Annotated in this window: 16 protein-coding genes; 9 read left to right on the top strand and 7 right to left on the bottom strand. The window is 47.4% G+C overall.

All coding sequences use genetic code 11. The annotated features are described in order from the left end of the window. Window positions 1-22: 22 nt before the first annotated feature. Window positions 23-868, bottom strand: a complete 846-nt coding sequence (locus AC1BI1_RS05085) for an HNH endonuclease (RefSeq protein WP_476716202.1) — start codon at window positions 866-868, stop codon at window positions 23-25. Window positions 869-1,129: 261 nt separating this feature from the next. Between AC1BI1_RS05085 and AC1BI1_RS05080 the strand changes: the two genes are divergently transcribed. Next, window positions 1,130-2,255 (top strand): IS3 family transposase gene (locus AC1BI1_RS05080; RefSeq protein ID WP_476716201.1). Its coding sequence is split into 2 segments (ribosomal slippage): window positions 1,130-1,396 and window positions 1,398-2,255, totalling 1,125 coding nucleotides; the frame shifts between segments, so codons are not numbered across the junction. Window positions 2,256-2,454: 199 nt separating this feature from the next. Here AC1BI1_RS05080 and AC1BI1_RS05075 read toward each other — a convergent pair. Beyond that, window positions 2,455-3,192, bottom strand: a complete 738-nt coding sequence (locus tag AC1BI1_RS05075; RefSeq protein WP_476716200.1) for a SurA N-terminal domain-containing protein — start codon at window positions 3,190-3,192, stop codon at window positions 2,455-2,457. 36 nt (window positions 3,193-3,228) lie between these two features. Next, entirely contained in the window at window positions 3,229-3,732 is a 504-nt protein-coding gene (locus tag AC1BI1_RS05070; RefSeq protein WP_476716199.1) for a hypothetical protein, read from the bottom strand. A gap of 1,244 nt (window positions 3,733-4,976) precedes the next feature. Here AC1BI1_RS05070 and AC1BI1_RS05065 point away from each other — a divergent pair. The 8 genes from AC1BI1_RS05065 to AC1BI1_RS05030 all read left to right on the top strand — a co-directional run bounded on the left by AC1BI1_RS05065 (window position 4,977) and on the right by AC1BI1_RS05030 (window position 12,289). Further along, on the top strand, window positions 4,977-5,606 hold the full coding sequence (locus AC1BI1_RS05065) for an Rpn family recombination-promoting nuclease/putative transposase (RefSeq protein WP_476716198.1): 630 nt from the start codon (window positions 4,977-4,979) through the stop codon (window positions 5,604-5,606). 47 nt (window positions 5,607-5,653) lie between these two features. After that, entirely contained in the window at window positions 5,654-5,926 is a 273-nt protein-coding gene (locus tag AC1BI1_RS05060; protein ID WP_476716197.1) for a DUF4351 domain-containing protein, read from the top strand. Window positions 5,927-6,591: 665 nt separating this feature from the next. Continuing rightward, the gene (locus tag AC1BI1_RS05055) at window positions 6,592-7,032 is read left to right on the top strand and encodes a MerR family transcriptional regulator (RefSeq protein ID WP_476716196.1); all 441 of its coding nucleotides are present in this window, start codon (window positions 6,592-6,594) and stop codon (window positions 7,030-7,032) included. A 28-nt stretch (window positions 7,033-7,060) separates the two neighbouring features. Continuing rightward, window positions 7,061-7,315: a DUF4258 domain-containing protein gene (locus tag AC1BI1_RS05050; protein WP_476716195.1), complete on the top strand. Its 255-nt coding sequence runs from the start codon at window positions 7,061-7,063 to the stop codon at window positions 7,313-7,315. A 3-nt stretch (window positions 7,316-7,318) separates the two neighbouring features. Beyond that, entirely contained in the window at window positions 7,319-7,678 is a 360-nt protein-coding gene (locus AC1BI1_RS05045; RefSeq protein WP_476716194.1) for a YgiT-type zinc finger protein, read from the top strand. 366 nt (window positions 7,679-8,044) lie between these two features. Beyond that, window positions 8,045-9,214 (top strand): cysteine desulfurase family protein, encoded by a 1,170-nt coding sequence (locus tag AC1BI1_RS05040; RefSeq protein ID WP_476716193.1) that lies wholly within the window; start codon window positions 8,045-8,047, stop codon window positions 9,212-9,214. Between the two features lie 37 nt (window positions 9,215-9,251). Beyond that, the gene (gene thiI, locus AC1BI1_RS05035) at window positions 9,252-10,403 is read left to right on the top strand and encodes a tRNA uracil 4-sulfurtransferase ThiI (protein WP_476716192.1); all 1,152 of its coding nucleotides are present in this window, start codon (window positions 9,252-9,254) and stop codon (window positions 10,401-10,403) included. Window positions 10,404-10,522: 119 nt separating this feature from the next. Then, entirely contained in the window at window positions 10,523-12,289 is a 1,767-nt protein-coding gene (locus AC1BI1_RS05030) for a B12-binding domain-containing radical SAM protein (protein ID WP_476716191.1), read from the top strand. Here the strand turns inward: AC1BI1_RS05030 and AC1BI1_RS05025 are convergent. The 4 genes from AC1BI1_RS05025 to AC1BI1_RS05010 are packed head-to-tail and all read right to left on the bottom strand — an operon-like array spanning window position 12,284 to window position 16,264. Continuing rightward, a complete protein-coding gene (locus tag AC1BI1_RS05025) occupies window positions 12,284-13,015 on the bottom strand; it encodes an ECF transporter S component (RefSeq protein WP_476716190.1) in 732 nt (243 codons plus the stop codon). The genes AC1BI1_RS05030 and AC1BI1_RS05025 overlap by 6 nt on opposite strands. Next, window positions 12,996-14,666 (bottom strand): ABC transporter ATP-binding protein, encoded by a 1,671-nt coding sequence (locus AC1BI1_RS05020; protein WP_476716189.1) that lies wholly within the window; start codon window positions 14,664-14,666, stop codon window positions 12,996-12,998. Before AC1BI1_RS05020 ends, AC1BI1_RS05025 begins: the two co-directional genes overlap by 20 nt. Continuing rightward, a complete protein-coding gene (locus tag AC1BI1_RS05015; protein ID WP_476716188.1) occupies window positions 14,639-15,547 on the bottom strand; it encodes an energy-coupling factor transporter transmembrane component T in 909 nt (302 codons plus the stop codon). The genes AC1BI1_RS05020 and AC1BI1_RS05015 overlap by 28 nt, the downstream gene beginning before the upstream one ends. Window positions 15,548-15,562: 15 nt before the next feature. Further along, on the bottom strand, window positions 15,563-16,264 hold the full coding sequence (locus AC1BI1_RS05010; RefSeq protein WP_476716187.1) for a DUF4430 domain-containing protein: 702 nt from the start codon (window positions 16,262-16,264) through the stop codon (window positions 15,563-15,565). Window positions 16,265-16,317 lie beyond the last annotated feature (53 nt).

Here is a 16,317-nt window from a genome sequence, read left to right as displayed (position 1 = left end):
AAACTTTGCAAAAGCTTCCCCTCTACCTCTCTAACCTACTCGAACTGAGGTCTTCAGCGATACACTGCTTCAGTGTTTCAATATCTTCAGGATCGTCCACTATATGCATTTTCCTGTGGCAGTTGGGACAAAGGGCTACCGTATTATCAATACTGTCTTTCCCACCCCGTGACAACCATATAATGTGATGAGTTTCTAAATAAGGTTCACCATTTTGGTCGAGAAAAGGAGCTAGATTACCACATAACTGGCATCTTCCCTTAGCTCTACGTTTGGCATATTCAGCCACGTACTGGTTTCTTTCGTAGACTTTTGTTATTACTTGTCGCTCTCCAGGGGTTCCGCTACTTATTGCTGCTCTTTCTTGTAATTCGTTTTCACTTAATTTCCTAGCTTGTGTCTTACGATGTTCTTCCTTATGTTGAAGATATTCATAAGGTAGATAAACGGGTGGGCCGTCAAGTATTTTGAGTGGAAATATCCATACAGTCCTCCTATTTCCATCAATATCTGTTTGATAGGCCTGGTAAGGCTCTTCTGTTAGTTCAACTCTGCCTTGATAAAAATATCTTCCCTTCTCGAATACTTCAAATAAGTGAACTTCCACTCCATTTGATTTGGAATTAGCTAGTATAGCATTTGCCATAAAATCGAGACTTTGGTTTCCCCGTAACCCCATACCTGTGTAATGAAAAATATCTCCAACCCATTTATCCTCATATATTCCTTTTGTATGATCAGATATAAGTACCAAGCAATTTGTACGTTTAGAAAAACGGATACCTCCCCGAGTACCACATTTAAATATCTCTCGTAACCTATTATTACTAATAACTTCACCTTTTCTCAAAGGGATTGTAATACTCATGGTTATACCCTTTTCTCCTTCATAAGTTTTTCTACAATAGGCAAGTCCGCAGGAACCAACTCTAACAAATTAAGCTCTGCCAGATTAACCCATCTAATTTCATCATGCACATAGGGTACAATAGTGCCGCTAACCCAATCCGCTAAAAAGGCTAGTAATTCTATGGAAATATGCTCGTAATCATATGCTGAGGTACAAAACAGGTCTCCTATAATGGACCCAGAAATTTAGACACGGAAAATGGGGGTCCTAAGCGTCAAAATGAGTATTAGGAAACAATATCCAGCCGAACTTAAGGCTAAAATCGTACTGGAAATTCTCAAGGAAGAAAAATCCATTTCCCAAATCGCTTCCGAATATGGCATCCACCCCTCCATCCTAAACCGGTGGAGAAATGTGGCAATAGAGAAACTACCTTCCGTCTTCACTGATGAAACGAAAAGTATTGAAAACATGAAATCCGAATACGAGAAGAAAATCCAAGACCTCTATGCGGAAGTCGGCCGTTTAACCACTGAGCTGACCTGGCTTAAAAAAAAGAGTAGCCTCTGAGCTTAGCCGGGACGAACGCCTGGGTTTGGTGGAATGGGGTCATCCAGAACTATCTATCAAGAAGCAAGCGGAGCTCTTAAGCCTAAACCGCTCTAGCTTATACTATCACCCAGTGCCCCCTTCCCCAGAAGAAATTGCCATAAAGCACCGCATTGACGAAATATACACCGAGTTTCCCTTTTACGGTTCCAGGCGCATTACCATCCAGCTTCGAAGGGAGGGATTCCTGGTCAACCGCAAAGCAGTTCAGCGCCACATGCGGGAAATGGGTATAGCCGCTATTTATCCCAAGTCTAACTTAAGCAAGAGAAACCATGAGCATCGAGTATATCCCTACTTGCTGCGAGGCCTTGTCATTACTTACCCTAACCATGTCTGGGGTATAGACATCACCTACATCCGGCTAGTCCGGGGATGGATGTACCTGGTGGCCATCATGGACTGGTACTCCCGCTTTGTAGTAAGCTGGGCCTTAGACCAGTGTTTAGAGACAGCCTTTGTATTAGTGGCGGTAAAAGAAGCAATGGCTAAAGCCAAGCCCGAGATAATGAATAGCGACCAGGGAGCCCAGTTTACCGACCCGGACTATATAAGGCTCCTGGAAGGAGCGGGTATAAGGGTCAGCATGGACGGGAAAGGCCGGGCTACCGACAACATTTTCACCGAACGTCTCTGGCGGAGCCTGAAATACGAAGAAGTCTATCTTAACGAATATGAAAGTCCCCGTGAAGCCAGGCAGGGCATATCTCGATATCTAGAGTCTTACAACCATCGCCGGCCTCACCAATCCTTAAAATACAGGACGCCGGCAGAAGTCTACTGTGGAAAGGACTAAGACATATTATGCCAAATCAGGAATCTAAAAAATTGGCTTATAAACTATCCCACACCACTATTCACCAAATTAGGTTTATCCTTCCATGCTTAAAATTTTAAAAATCGTGTCTTGACAAAGGGGTCCACCTATAGTTTTTTTGCTGACCCGCTTTTGAGTGGGGTTACCCAAGGGTATAGAGAATTTACTTTAATTTACTTTAAAAGATATTATTAAGCTCCTGTAAGTATCTAAGTGCTTCTTCCTTGGTAGAAGATATCAAGGCCCGGTCAATAACCTCGAGATGAGCTTGTTTCGCTAACTCATATTTATAATTAGCCCAAGCCCTATAAGCTGCAGTCAAGTTTCCTAAGTTTTGATTGCGTAATACTTCTCCCTTAAACGCTCCTATAGTTAGCAGTTTCCTATATATCTTAGGTGCTACCTTATTCCAATAGTAGTCTTCACCTAAAATTTCTATAGTCCTCTCAAGTTCAGGCACCCTAGCTCCTTTTAGAGCCTCACGTGTGGTCTTGATGTAGTTATTAACTTCTTCTTCTGTTTTTCCTAATCCCCTCTTAGTTGCTTCATGATAGACTGCTGTATCAACTAACACTTTAGCGAGGGCAATAGTATCAGGAGAATATTTCTGGAGTAAATTAAGCATCTTTTCTTTTCTCTCTCTTGCTCCTTGCCCAAATTGACTTACTTCCTCTTGTTCAAGCACTTCTTTGCTATTTTGTGCACTGGCATAGGCCGCTAAAAATTCCCCTTTTGTAATCGGCTCACCCTCCACCCGAGCAACGATACTATTAGCTTCTGCATTTTTATATGCCATAGCGATACCTTCAGCCCGTTTCAGTTTGGTATATTCTGCTGTATAACCTCTAACCGCAAAGAACACCACACCTATTATTGCTGCTAAGGCTAAAAGTAAACCCCACCTACGTACAGTCATATCCATAAACCCCTCTCTTGTAGAAAAGAAAATAAATTACCATAAAAGGAAGCTGTTATAGTCACCATAGGTTCCTAACAACCCAGCATCACTATATGCGGCAAATCCATAAAAAACCCTAGCCTCTGCAGGAACGTTTATTGAGAGATAATAATCTTTATATTTCTCGCCTCCATACGGTATATCACCTGGAGGTAAAATGATTGGCACTGGATCCCATTCATAATCAGCTATTGTTCCAACAGTGGTTCCGTTTGACTTTAAATAGGTAGCCGTACCAGGGTATATGTCGAAGGGATAATATTCACCATTTTTAACAACACCACTACTACAATGATAGTAGACCCAATTGTAAGAGCTATCATACTGTACCCAATACTCTGCTGCTTCATTCTTTATTGTCACCCCGAAGATACCTCCGTCGCAATAAATCCAGTACGTGCTTTGGTCACGACTACTCGCAGAACCTGCAAATGCCACACCAGTTAATAGAATTAGTAATACTAGCGATAAAACAGTAACTAACAGATACTTCTTCATTTGGTTCACCTCTCCGTTAGGTTAACAGTCACATTAAATTAGCCTTAAAGCTTCTGCTAGGTAAGTCCTCTACCAAGTACTGGCCTTACCTGTCATAAATAATACCCTTTCTCCCACCTTCTTCCTTCTTAATTTAACCAGGTTGCTGCAAATTCCTACCTTTCACCTATGTAACCTACAAATTCTAATATTAGCTTCCAAGTTCTTCTATCATAGTCAATAATATAATATTCCCAAAAAAACAAGGTGCTTCGTGTAGCTTTTTGTCGAAGCGACCTCCTTTTATTAAGAGCAACTTGGGGCTAAATGAAGTGGGTAGAATGGCGGGGCAATGCGACCCCGCCGGAGGGTTTTTGTTTACGAAATCGGTCATTTCTTGGCAAGCTCCTCCAGTGCCTCCCGGAATTCCTCTATTATTTGGCGAGCGATTTCCAGGTCTTGCTGGAGTGCTTTCTCAATATCCTCGTTAGTTTTCGTCAGCCTGAACACCCCTTCCAGGATCAATTTTGATCCAGACCTTAGATCAAAATTGATCCTCAATGTAGTATATACAACAGGGGTATGTTGGGAGGGCGGGATCGGGTAGAGCAGGATATGTACCTTCGGTACATATCCTGCTCGTGGGAGTAATTCTATAGGGTATTTGACGTTTAGGTGTATATTCTACGCCAGGGGTTGTTTTTGGGATCAGGGATTTTGGTGGTTATAATTCCGGTTTAGGGATCGGGATAATTCTTTGTATCTCAGTAGCCTGGTTACTCCGGGCTTTCCCTACTTTTACCTTTATCAGTCCTAGACTTTCCAAGCGTTTTAAAGAAGGAAACACACTATTAACCGTTACGCCAGAGTAATATACTAGCTGGTCACGTGACACGTATATAATTCCTCCGATGCTCCTCTAATTCTTTCCAGATCGCATATAGCTTTGTAAACATATACATCTGTCGCATTTACTTTTCCTCTCCATAGTTGCCAAAATTTTTCAAAATTGTTTCTCCGCAACGCCGCCGGTGGCATAGATTTACTATCTCTTACTAATTTTGGTAATTTCTCTCTTCCGCCAGTTTCATTGCTGCTATCTGTTCATGGTTGCCCGGTGTATCCCAGGTATTTTCCCCCACTTCCACGGCCAAGGATAAGAAAAAAGCTGCCCCGAATCATTCAAGGCGTTAAGCCATTTTGTCTCAGGTTCTCGGTAAACCAACATAAAGATTTCATAACAGACTTGCCCCTGCAATAATTCATTGATAAACTTAAGACAGGTGGTGGTTTATCTGCAGCCGAAAAGCGGTAACAGGTACGATATCACCATCAAGGACCTTTTCGCCGACGAAACCCAGGAACTCATCAACTACTTTGGCCACCTTGAGGTCAGGGTAACCGGCGAGTTAAAAATCGAGTTTCCCCAGGTAGAAACCAGGGTTTCCGACCTGGTAATGAAAGCTGAAAGCCAGCAGGGACCTGTGGCCATCCACCTGGAATTCCAAAGCCGTAATGACGATGAGATGCCCTACCGTATGTTGCGCTATGCCCTGGAAATTTACAAAATCTACCACCTGCCGGTTTACCAGCTAGTAACCTACTTTGGCCAGTGGCCTATGACCATGACCAGTCAACTTGAGTATCGACTGAGCGACCAAAACTTGCTGGATTATCGCTACCACCTTATCGATGTGGGTAATATAACCTATGAAGAATTAAAAAACAGCCCCCACCAGCGATTGCTTTCCTTGTTACCTGTAGTAGACAGGGAAAAGCGCCAGAAAAGTGGTAAAGAATTCCTCTGGCGCTGCGCGGAAGATATTCTCAGCAGCAACCTGGACCTGGAAACTAAAAAACCGTGCTGTTGCGGGCGGAGATATTCGCCGGCCTAGTTTTCGATCAAAAAGCAATTGACCTTGTTTTCCGGGAGGTGGAACAAATGCTTAACATAGAGGAATCCGCCGGCTACCAGCGGATATTCGAAAAGGGTATGGAAAAAGGTATGGAAAAAGGCATGGAAAAAGGTGTGGAAAAAGGACGGCAGGAATCCTTGATGGACTTGACCATCAGGCTCTTAAGCAAGAAGTTCCGCAAAATACCCCGGGAGTATCTGGCCAGAATTAAAGAGCAGGACGTTTATGTCCTGCAGCAGATTATCGACAACATCTTTGATATCAATGATATCAAGGAACTGGAAGATTACCTGCAGTAGTGTAAAAAAGGTGGGCTTAGAAGGAGGAAAGGCGACCCTCCCTCAGGTAATAAGAAGATAATCAACCTCTGTATTTTTTGATTGCCGAATTCATCTTTTCTTGCCAAACACATTGTTTGGTCCCCAGGCTTAGGGCAAAAAAGACTCATCTAGCCCGAAAACAGGTGGCGAAGGCAGAACCCCTGTTCCACTTCTGTTGGCACTGCAATTTTTTAGCACCAGAGATATTTGTCAAAACTTTTAAAAAATTTTTTGGCCAGCGCTATGAAATATATTAAATTATATTTAACTATGCTGGCCGGACCCTCTCCGCTTCCCCTCCGCTTCCTCTCCGCTTTTTGAACATATATAACATAAAGTAAAATTAAATTATGCCCTTTTACCCACAAGCTTCCAGGCCAAGTTCTCTTATCCACCAAGGCCCCCCAAGGGGGTAGGAATACGGCAGCGCCGTGACTATCCGGAGGTGGCCCACCGTTACCAGCTGATTGAATAAGAAACGGTTTGGCACTCTTCCCCTACGGCGAAGCGGGCTTCTTACAGCATCATCCTTCTCTGCCATTTACAAAGTGTCATATGACAGTTAAAATAAAATTACAAACCTGCCAAAGGAGGTATCTTAACTGACCCTAAATGAACTAGCTAAGGCAGCAGTAGATCAAGGATTGGATTTGGGTAAGAACCCAGCCCGAACCATAAGATACTATATAAAAGAGGGGTTACTGCAACCGCCCCGAATTGAATATGATGGAAAAATTAAGCGTGCAATTTACTCTGCTGATCATCTTATAGCTTTAAAGATGATTTGTAAGTATAAAAAAATGGGCTATAGCCTTAAAGTCATAAAAGAAAAAATAAAAGAACCGGTTTACTGGTCCGATGAAGCCTTAGAATTCATGCGCCCCTTTATAATCGCTAACAATTATCCTACGGACGTTTTTTGTAAAGACAAACCGGCCACTAGAGAAGAAGTTATCACCTTTTTGTTCCATTCTCTGGACGCCATAACAAGAGGCCTAAAAGATAAGGAATTTATAAAGAGGGCCTTTGTGGATAAAAATGGACAACTAGCTATTCAGGAATTCGAAACCTTATTTGAGGAATGAAAACCAATCTATTTGGGAGAGGAATTAGGTGAATCCTAGAGATATAATAAAGGAGGCGGCAATTGAAGAGTCTTACGAATTAACCCCACATTGTCTTGAAGAAATGGATAAAGATGGCATATCAATTGACCAGGTCGAATGGGTAATGCAATATGGTACTATTTGTAAAATAGATCGTAAACGCGGACGTTACACTTTAAAAGGTAGAGGCCTAATGGTAAGTGTAGAGCTCGTGTGCAATAAATATTTAACTGTAATAACAGCCGGTAGAGAAAGGAGGTAGAGTATGAAAGAAAGACTTTGCCGTTGTGGGCGTCCTATGATCAAAGAAAAAAGAACTATTACACGAAAAATAGGCGACCGGAAAGTAACTATTAAGGACGTGCCAATTTTATATTGTAATTACTGCCAAGAAGTTTTATACAATGCTCGAACAGTGAAAAAGATGGATGAATTAATTCGTAAATTCCCTAATGAAAATCTGCTTGTTTATCCTAGTCCACTTAAACCTCCTAATTCTTTTTTTAACAAATCAGGTTTACATGATAGTTTCCTAACGGAAGCCGATGAACCAATTAAACTACATGAACTTGCTTACTTAATAAGCTTGCTTCAAACCAAACTAAAATCGGTTTACTTACGTTAGACATAGTAAAAAGAAGCCTCCGTACCTTCCGGCCCCGGGGCTATCTTTACTCCCTCCAGCTTCTCATACTACACTACCGGCAGTACAATTTTAAGGCGGAACAGCCTTCCTCCAACTTCTATTCTTCCAGCAGTTCCCTGGCTCTTAGACACCACGCCTCTTTGAGCTTCGTTCCTCATACTTCTTAGGTGCTTTAAACTCATCTCTCCCGGATATAAGAACACACCGCAGCCCCCACTTTTGTGACACGCAATATAATCGGGGACTGCCATAAAGTCAATCCTATAAACCATGGGCGGCTTCTCTGAGATCCTCTTGGTCGAGCCCCAGATGGCTAAAAACACTAAAAAGTAGTATACTAAAAGTATGACTAAGAAGGAAAGCAAAGGAAAAATAATCTATCTCGATAACAGTGCCACCACCGCAGCTCTACCAGAGGTAGTAGAAGCTGTAAAAGAAACGCTGGTATCTGTTTATGGCAATCCTTCCTCTCTTCATGGGATGGGTATAGCAGCCGAGCGCATCTTGCGCCAGGCGCGCCAGGAGGTAGCTCGACTTTTAGGGGTGGAACCGAGCGAGATCTATTTTACTTCCGGCGGTACGGAAGCCAACAACTGGGCTCTACGGGGACTGGCTTACTCATTGCGCAGGCGGGGCCGGCATATTCTCACCACTTCGGTAGAGCACGCCTCCGTACTGCAGACATGCAGGTTGCTGGAAAAAGAAGGCTTTAGCATAACCTACCTTCCCGTGGATTCCCAGGGTACGGTCCGGCTGGAGGCCCTCGAGCGCTCTCTGCGTGAAGATACTATTCTGGTCAGCATCATGAGTGTGAACAATGAATTGGGCACCGTTCAGCCCCTGGAAGAAGTAGCCCAGATACTGACGACCAAGAGCTCAGCCCTGCTTCATGTAGACCATATCCAGGGCTATGGTAAAATACAGCTGAACCTGAAGAAACTGAATATCGCTGCCCTTTCTTTAAGTGCCCATAAGATTCACGGCCCCAAAGGTGTGGGAGCTTTATATCTGCGCCAGGGCCTTCACATACTGCCCCTCCTAGTAGGGGGCGACCAGGAACGGGGACTGCGAGCGGGAACTGAAAATGTCCCGGGCATAGCCGGTTTTGGAGTGGCTGCTTCACTGGCCCGTAAATCTTTCCCAACCGGTGTAGAAAAAATACGGCGGCTTAAAATGCGGCTGGCCGAGCGCCTCCTCTCCGAAATCCCGGACACCTACATAAATGGCCCCGAGCCCGCTTATGGCGCCCCTCATATCTTAAATGTCTCGTTTCCCGGCGTTAAGGCTGAGGTCCTGGTTCACATGCTAGAAGAGAAGGGGATTTACGTTTCTACCGGTTCAGCCTGTCATTCCCGCCGCCGAGACCTAAGCCATGTTCTCCAAGCCCTGGGACTTCCTAAAGGCCGGATAGAAGGGGCCATCCGTATAAGTTTTTCCCGTCTGAATACTGAGGAAGAAGTAGAGGAAGCGGCCCAGGCCATCCGAGAATGTGTGGCTGAACTGCGCAGGTTATAGAAGCAGGTTTTAGAGAAGGAAGGAGTTGCTCGGGTTCGTGTATACGGCGTTGCTGGTCCGCTATGGCGAAATCAGCTTAAAGGGGAAAAACCGGTCGGAGTTTGAGCAACGGCTCCTGGTTAATATTGACAACGTCCTGGCCGACCTCCCTCCGCGCAGGATCCGCAAGACCTTCGGCCGGATCTTTATAGAGCTCAAGGACGACTTGCCGGAAGTGAAGGAGCGGCTCCAGCGCGTATTTGGAGTGGTGTCCTTTAGCCCTGTAGTAGAGGCGCCGCTGGATATAGCCGCGATACGGGAAAAGGCCCTCTATGTTTTGGAGAACACTCCCGGCCAGACTTTTAAAGTGGAAACCAAGCGTTCTAATAAGAGCTTCCCCTACAAATCGCCGGAAATAAATCATCTCGTAGGGGGTTATCTCCTGGCTAGAACCGGCCAGAAAGTAGATGTACATAACCCCGACCGGGTAGTTCACCTGGAAATCCGCGACGACGGAGCCTATATCTATTCCCAAATTATTCCCGGCCCGGGGGGCCTCCCGGTAGGGGTTACCGGCAGGGGAGTCCTCCTCATATCTGGAGGCCTAGACAGCCCCGTGGCCGGGTGGCTGGGATTAAAAAGAGGTTTGGAGCTCACCGGATTACACTTTCATAGCTTCCCATTTACCAGCGAGCGCTCGAAGGAAAAGGTTATCGAGCTCTGCCAAGTTCTGGCCCGCTACGCCGGAAGCTTTCGCCTCATCGTGGCTCCTTTCACCGCCATCCAAAAGGCTATCCGCCAGAACTGCCCGGAGGAGTTATACGTGACCATCATGCGCCGGATGATGTTCCGCATCGCGGAGAAGGTAGCCCACCGGGAAGGCGCCTTGGCCCTGCTCACCGGAGAAAGTCTGGGCCAAGTGGCCAGCCAGACCCTGGAAAGCATAGCTGTAATAAATAGAGTAGTCGAACTGCCGGTGCTGCGGCCCGTTATTTCCTGGGACAAAACCGAGATCGTGGAACTGGCCAGGAAAATAGGTACCTATGAGATCTCCATCCAGCCTTACGAGGATTGCTGCACCCTCTTTGTCCCCCGCCACCCGGCCACCAAGCCGCGCCTGGAAAAGGTAGAAAGGGCGGAGGAGAACTTGGACGTGGAAGGCTTAATGCAGGAGTGCCTGGACAACCTGGAAACCATAGAGATCGATTGAACATCCTTATCCTGGAGGCCGCCTTTGCTTCGAGCTTTAGCTTACCTTTCGCGCATTTTAACGGAAGCTCGCTTAAAAGAGTATAACAGGCTCCAAACCGGAAAATTGAGGGAGTTAGTATGCGCCTCTTGCTGGCTACTTTAAACGCCAAATACATCCACTCTTCCCTGGCCCTTCGCTACCTTTGGGCCGTCGGCCGCTCCTTTCCCTTGCAGCAGGATATAGCAGAATTTACCATAAATGATCTGCCTTATAGCATAGCCGCAGAAATTTATCATCTGAACCCTGATATAGTCGCCTTTTCCTGTTATATCTGGAACCTTAAGCCCACCATGGAAGTGGCCGCCATTTTGAAAAAGGTTAAACCGGAACTGGTTATAATCTGTGGTGGCCCGGAGGTATCCTTCGAAACCGAAACCTTTATGCAAGCTTATCCCCAGGTAGACCTGGTTATCCGGGGTGAAGGGGAAATTCCCTGGACCAGATTTTTGACCTTGTTGGTGGAAAAAGGACACTGTAAAGCCGGGAAGGCCGAGCTAGATCCTTCCCTCCTGGCCACAGTGCCCGGCCTGGCCTACCGTGCTGGCGAGACTATTAGCTTAAACCAGCCGGCACCGCCGGTAGAAAATCTGGATCTCCTCCCCTCCCCTTATCAGGAACCCACCCTGGCCCATTTGGCTGACCGCATTGTTTATTACGAAGGTTCGCGGGGTTGCCCCTTTGCTTGTGGTTTTTGCCTTTCCTCGGCCACCCGGGGAGTGCGCTATTTTTCTTTGGACCGCATCAAGGAAGACATCACCAGGATCCTTAAGGCCGGGGTACGAGAGATCAAATTCGTAGACCGGACTTTTAACGCCAACAAAGAAAAAGCCCTGGCCATCTGGGAATTCCTCGTTTCTTTGCGGCCCCAGGCCAGGTTTTATTTTGAAATCGCCGGGGATCGCCTGGACGAAGACATGCTAAAATTTCTTTCTCGGGTGCCTTCCGGCCTTTTCCAATTGGAAATCGGCGTCCAGACCATTAACGACCAGGTTAACCGCCGCTGTCACCGCTATCAAAATTGGGAGCGGCTGGCCCGGAATGTAAAGCGGCTGCTATCTTACGGTAATATTCGCCTGCATCTGGACCTCATCGCCGGGTTACCCGGGGAAAATTATGCCTCCTTCGCCCACAGTTTTAACGCGGTGTACACCCTCTATCCCCAGGAAATCCAGCTGGGATTTCTCAAGCTTTTGAAGGGCACCCCCTTGCGCCGGGAGGCTTCCACCTATGGCTACATCTTTTTAGACGAACCTCCTTACGAGGTTTTGGCCAGCCGTGACCTGTCTTACGAGGAAATGCTGTGCCTGCACCGCATAGCCGATCTTATAGAAAAATACTGCAATAGCCACTTAGCCGACCATGCCTTAAGGTACCTGGAGGCCACCTGCTTTACCAGCCCTTTTGCCTTTTATGAAGCCCTGGCCGCCTGGTGGGAAGACAAGGGCCTTCACCGCCGGGGCCATAGCCGTCTGGATTTATATAACCACCTGGCTGCCTTCGCTGCCGGATACCGGTCCGGCCTGGATTTAAGCCTTTTTTACCAGTTGCTTAAATTCGACCTCTGCCGCCATGACCGCAGCCGGCGCTGGCCCGACTGGGCTCCGCCTTCTCCCTTGACCGAAAAGCAGCGCTCCGACTGGATGGGCAGGATCACCGATCTCGCTTTTCGCCGGCAATACCTTCCAGAACTGGCGGATCTCACCCCCGGAGAGTTGCGCCGCCACGGATATCTCGAACTCTTTCCCTGCCACCCGGAGGAACCTGTAGCCCGGCGGCCTACCCTGGTCTATTTTTACTACGGGCCTCCTGGTAGCCAGCCGGCGGCTCAAGTATATTATTTATAGCCTCTCCCATCTGGCCAGCCTCATCTTCCGGCGAAACCGCCTTAAAATCTTAATTGTTCGCGGCCCTAAAAGCAGGTAAAGGCCAGCATTACTAAAGGCATGACCAGTATCGAACCAAACGCTTGCTGCACAAGTAGCCAGAAAGGATTGCCAGTTCAAGGGGTAAACAAAGGCGGTCAAGAACCACAAATTCATAATCCAGCCGTAGATATATCCCCAGGCCAGGCAGAAAGCGGTCATGGGGATTTTCCCTATTGGCGCCCTGAGGCGGCCCAGGAGCCCAGCCGTCATTCCCGCCAGTCCCCAGGCCAGCATCTGCCATGGTGTCCAGGGACCCTGGCCGAGAAAGAAGTTAGAAACAACAGCGGCAGTTGAACCCACCATAAAACCAGCTTGAGGGCCAAAAACAAATCCGGAAATAATCACCAAAAAGGTAGTAGGTTGGATATTAGGTAAAGCGGCGAAGGGCACTCTCCCCACCGCAGCAAGCGTTCCTAAAACAGCAATAATACCGATTTCCCGGGAAGAGACAGAGGAAACTTCAAAGCCTAAGTACAGCAAAGCCAAAACAGCTGAAATAATCGCTGTAGCCACCAGCCCCCCCTGCAGATTCCAAATGATGCTGTTCCCCTTAAGGCTCAGGGCCAATAGAATAACCATCATGGCTACCCCCAGGGTTAACAGCAAGCACCACCTGCTACCTGCTCTAGCCTGATTGACCGGCATATACCCTTTCCCCATTTACCTTGACTTTTTCCAAACCTTCCCTTACAGTCAAAATACCTCGGGCCAAACCCCGGAACAGCCTGGCCATTTGGGGAGAATAAGAGAGGGAGTCGCTCAAAACTTCATTTTTGGGCCCATCGCTCACGAGTCGGCCATCAAACATAAGAATTATGCGATCTATATATTCGGCTGCCCATTCCACATCGTGGGTTACTGTTACCACTGTTAAGCCTTCCTTGGTCAGCCCAGCCAGGAGCCTTCCCAGCTCTCCTTTCAGGCGATAATCCAGGCCCCGTGTGGGTTCGTCCAACACTAAAAGCTGGGGCCTGGCTACCAAAACAGCCGCCAGAGCCACCCGCTCGCGCTCGCCGCTGCTTAAATCTCGGGGATTAACCTTCCGGCAACCATTAAGATTCAAGCGATCTAAAATAAAATCGATCTTGCCGTCATCCTTCAAACCAAAATTTTGCAGGGTAAATTGGAGTTCTTCTTCCACTGTATCCCGGAAAAGGTAATCATTAGGGTTTTGGGGGAGATACCCGACCTGACGTGCCATTTCTGCTAAAGGTGTAGTACATGTATCCTTCCCCAGTACCATTACCCGGCCCCGCCCCGGCTTGAGTAACCCAGCTATATGTTTTAACAGAGTACTCTTGCCAGCTGCATTTTCACCCATAATAGCCACAAATTCCCCTGCATTTATCCTTAAGTTTATCCCTTTAAGAGCCTCGCAGCCCCCCGGGTAAGTAAACCACACATCTTTCATTTCCACCACAGCCCGGCCCTGGTAACCTTTTAATTTGGAAACTTTTCCTGTGCCCAGCGGACACACCGGTATCTTTTTTAGTTCTTGCCGTCCTTCTTTCACCGTCATAGGTATGGCTGGATGATTCAACAAACCAAAAAATTGGGCCACTGGTGGGAGAAAAGGATAGCCACTCCTTACCTGCCACCGGACTACTTCCTCCACCGGTCCGTCCTGCAGAATTTCGCCCCTTTCCATCACTACCAGGCGGTCGGCCAGGTGAAAACATCTTTCCAGCCGTTGTTCAATCAATACCACTGTATAACCCATTTCCTTATTTAACTGCTCAATTAAACTAAAAAATTCCTCCGCCGCTACCGGGTCCAATTGCGAAGTGGGTTCATCGAGAATCAATACTTCAGGCTGCATGGCCAGAACCGAAGCTAAAGCTACCTTCTGTTTCTGCCCTCCTGAAATACTTCCTATGAATTCCTTTTTGAGGGGCGATAAATTAAAGTAACTCATGACTTCGGCCACCCGCCGCAACATCTCTTTCGGGGGTAAACCTAAATTCTCCAAGCCAAAGGCCACTTCCGCCTCCACAGTGGTCATGACCAGCTGTTTTTCTGGATCCTGGAAAACAATACCCACTTGCGACCTAAGGCCCCGACGGTCAAAGCTCCCCAAATCCCGGCCCTTAAAGTAAATCTTACCCCCTATCTTTCCTCCGTAAAAATCAGGGATTAAGCCGGCCAGAGCCCGGGCCAGGGAAGATTTACCCGAACCCGACCCTCCTACAATCAGCACAAACTCTCCTTCTTCAATGCGCAGATTAATATTTTTCAACGCTGGTGCTTGAGTCTCCGGATAATAGTAGGTCAAATTTTTGATCTCAAATAGGGGCAAAGCTGCCACCCCCAGCTTAAAAGTATGGGCCAGGCAAGACTGGTCATTATAAGGGCCAGCAAAATAATGACAGAACTGTTGGGGAGCAAGGGATCCAATTGCGGATAATAGTTAAAATCACCATATCCCTTGACCTTGGCGTACAGGGCAAGACCTAAGGCGGCCAAGCTAGCCGCCAAGCACAGGAAATCCCTCGGCCGGGTCAACTCGTTCTGGTAGCAGGAACGGGGTCCAGTGCCAAAAGCCCGGGCCTCCATGGCTTCCGCCACTTGCCAGGCCCCCTCTAGGGAAGATAAGAGAAGAATATCCAGTAGCCATGAGTACTTCTTTAACCTTTCCCCCCAACTTCCCCTAGCGTAATCTACTCCCCTCATTTGCAGCACTTCCCGGGCGTTCAACAAATCTCGCGCGGCTAGAGGAAACATCCTAGTAGCCAGGGATACCACTAAAGCCGATTTGAATGCCCAACGGGAAAAAAGCCTCAGGAGCTTATCCGGGTGAACCAATCCATTAAAGAGGCAGAAAACAGTCATTATAGTCAGCAGGCGGATGGCCATGGCCGCACCATAGCCAATGGCTTCCAGAGACACTCTTATCCACCCTGCTCCCAGAACTGTTTTTCCTGTGCGAAACACCAGCGCATTAATAACTATAATTAAAATGGCCATCCCCAGCCCCATCTTTAAATAAGCTTCCCACTTATCCACTACTTGGGCCGCCACCACAGCTAAGATGCTTATAATCAACATCCCAGCTAAGTATAGGGGATGGGAGAAAAGCAGGGCCAGGACACACAAAACTGTAAGATATGTTAGGGTTACTACTGTATGGAGGCTTTGCAAAAAAACGCCTTTATCCTCATAAAGTAACCTGTCCAGCATAGCCCTTCCCCTTCTTTAGCGGTTCGCCAGTTCCTCCCATCGGGGTCCCGGAGAACCCATACTGGTGCTATACCACCATATCACTTTGTCTCCAGGCTTTAGGGTTTTCTGGCCGGCAGCGACCATGGGAACCTCATCGTTTACCTTGTACATCCACCCCGACATCCCCTTGTTGGGCTGGCCGGCGATACTTTCCACCAGACCAGGAAACCTGGTAGATAGAGCATAGGGCAGCCCGGTAGCCTCCAGGGCACCCAGCGCAGTAAAACCCCAGGGATTCTTTTCTGTCACTTTGACCTCAGCGGGGCCATACAAAAGTTCCTGATCCTTTCCTACCACTGCTACGCCAACAACCACGAATTCTTTTTCCCCTTCACCTACTACGCCCTTTTGCTGTTGGGGACTCCCCTCCACCTGTTGCACTTTCTGCTCTTTTTTCGGCTGTTGGACTTCTTCCTTTCCCCGCCCTTCTTGGGCCTGAAGGGTTATCGATGGAGCCCCGGGTGCTGTCTTGTACTGTGGGGAGGGTTCGGGTTCTCCCCTGCCTTCAGGCTTTTCCGGGCTTCCGGTAATATTAGAGGGGAGGGCAGCAGATTCGACCTGGGTCTTCTGCACGGGCTCCCCCAGGGTTAAATTCTTTTCTTTATTGGTTACCAGTGCGGGAACCAGCAGGGCTAAAAATAGCAAGGCCAGAGATATCAGATAAACTTTCTTCATACATCCATTCTCCTTATCCGGAATTTGGGCATGTGTCCCGCGTGCGAGGAAAA

The organism is Thermanaeromonas sp. DSM 22490 (assembly GCF_056378755.1).
Note: the sequence above shows the minus strand (reverse complement) of the source record. Positions and strands in the feature narration are given on the sequence as shown.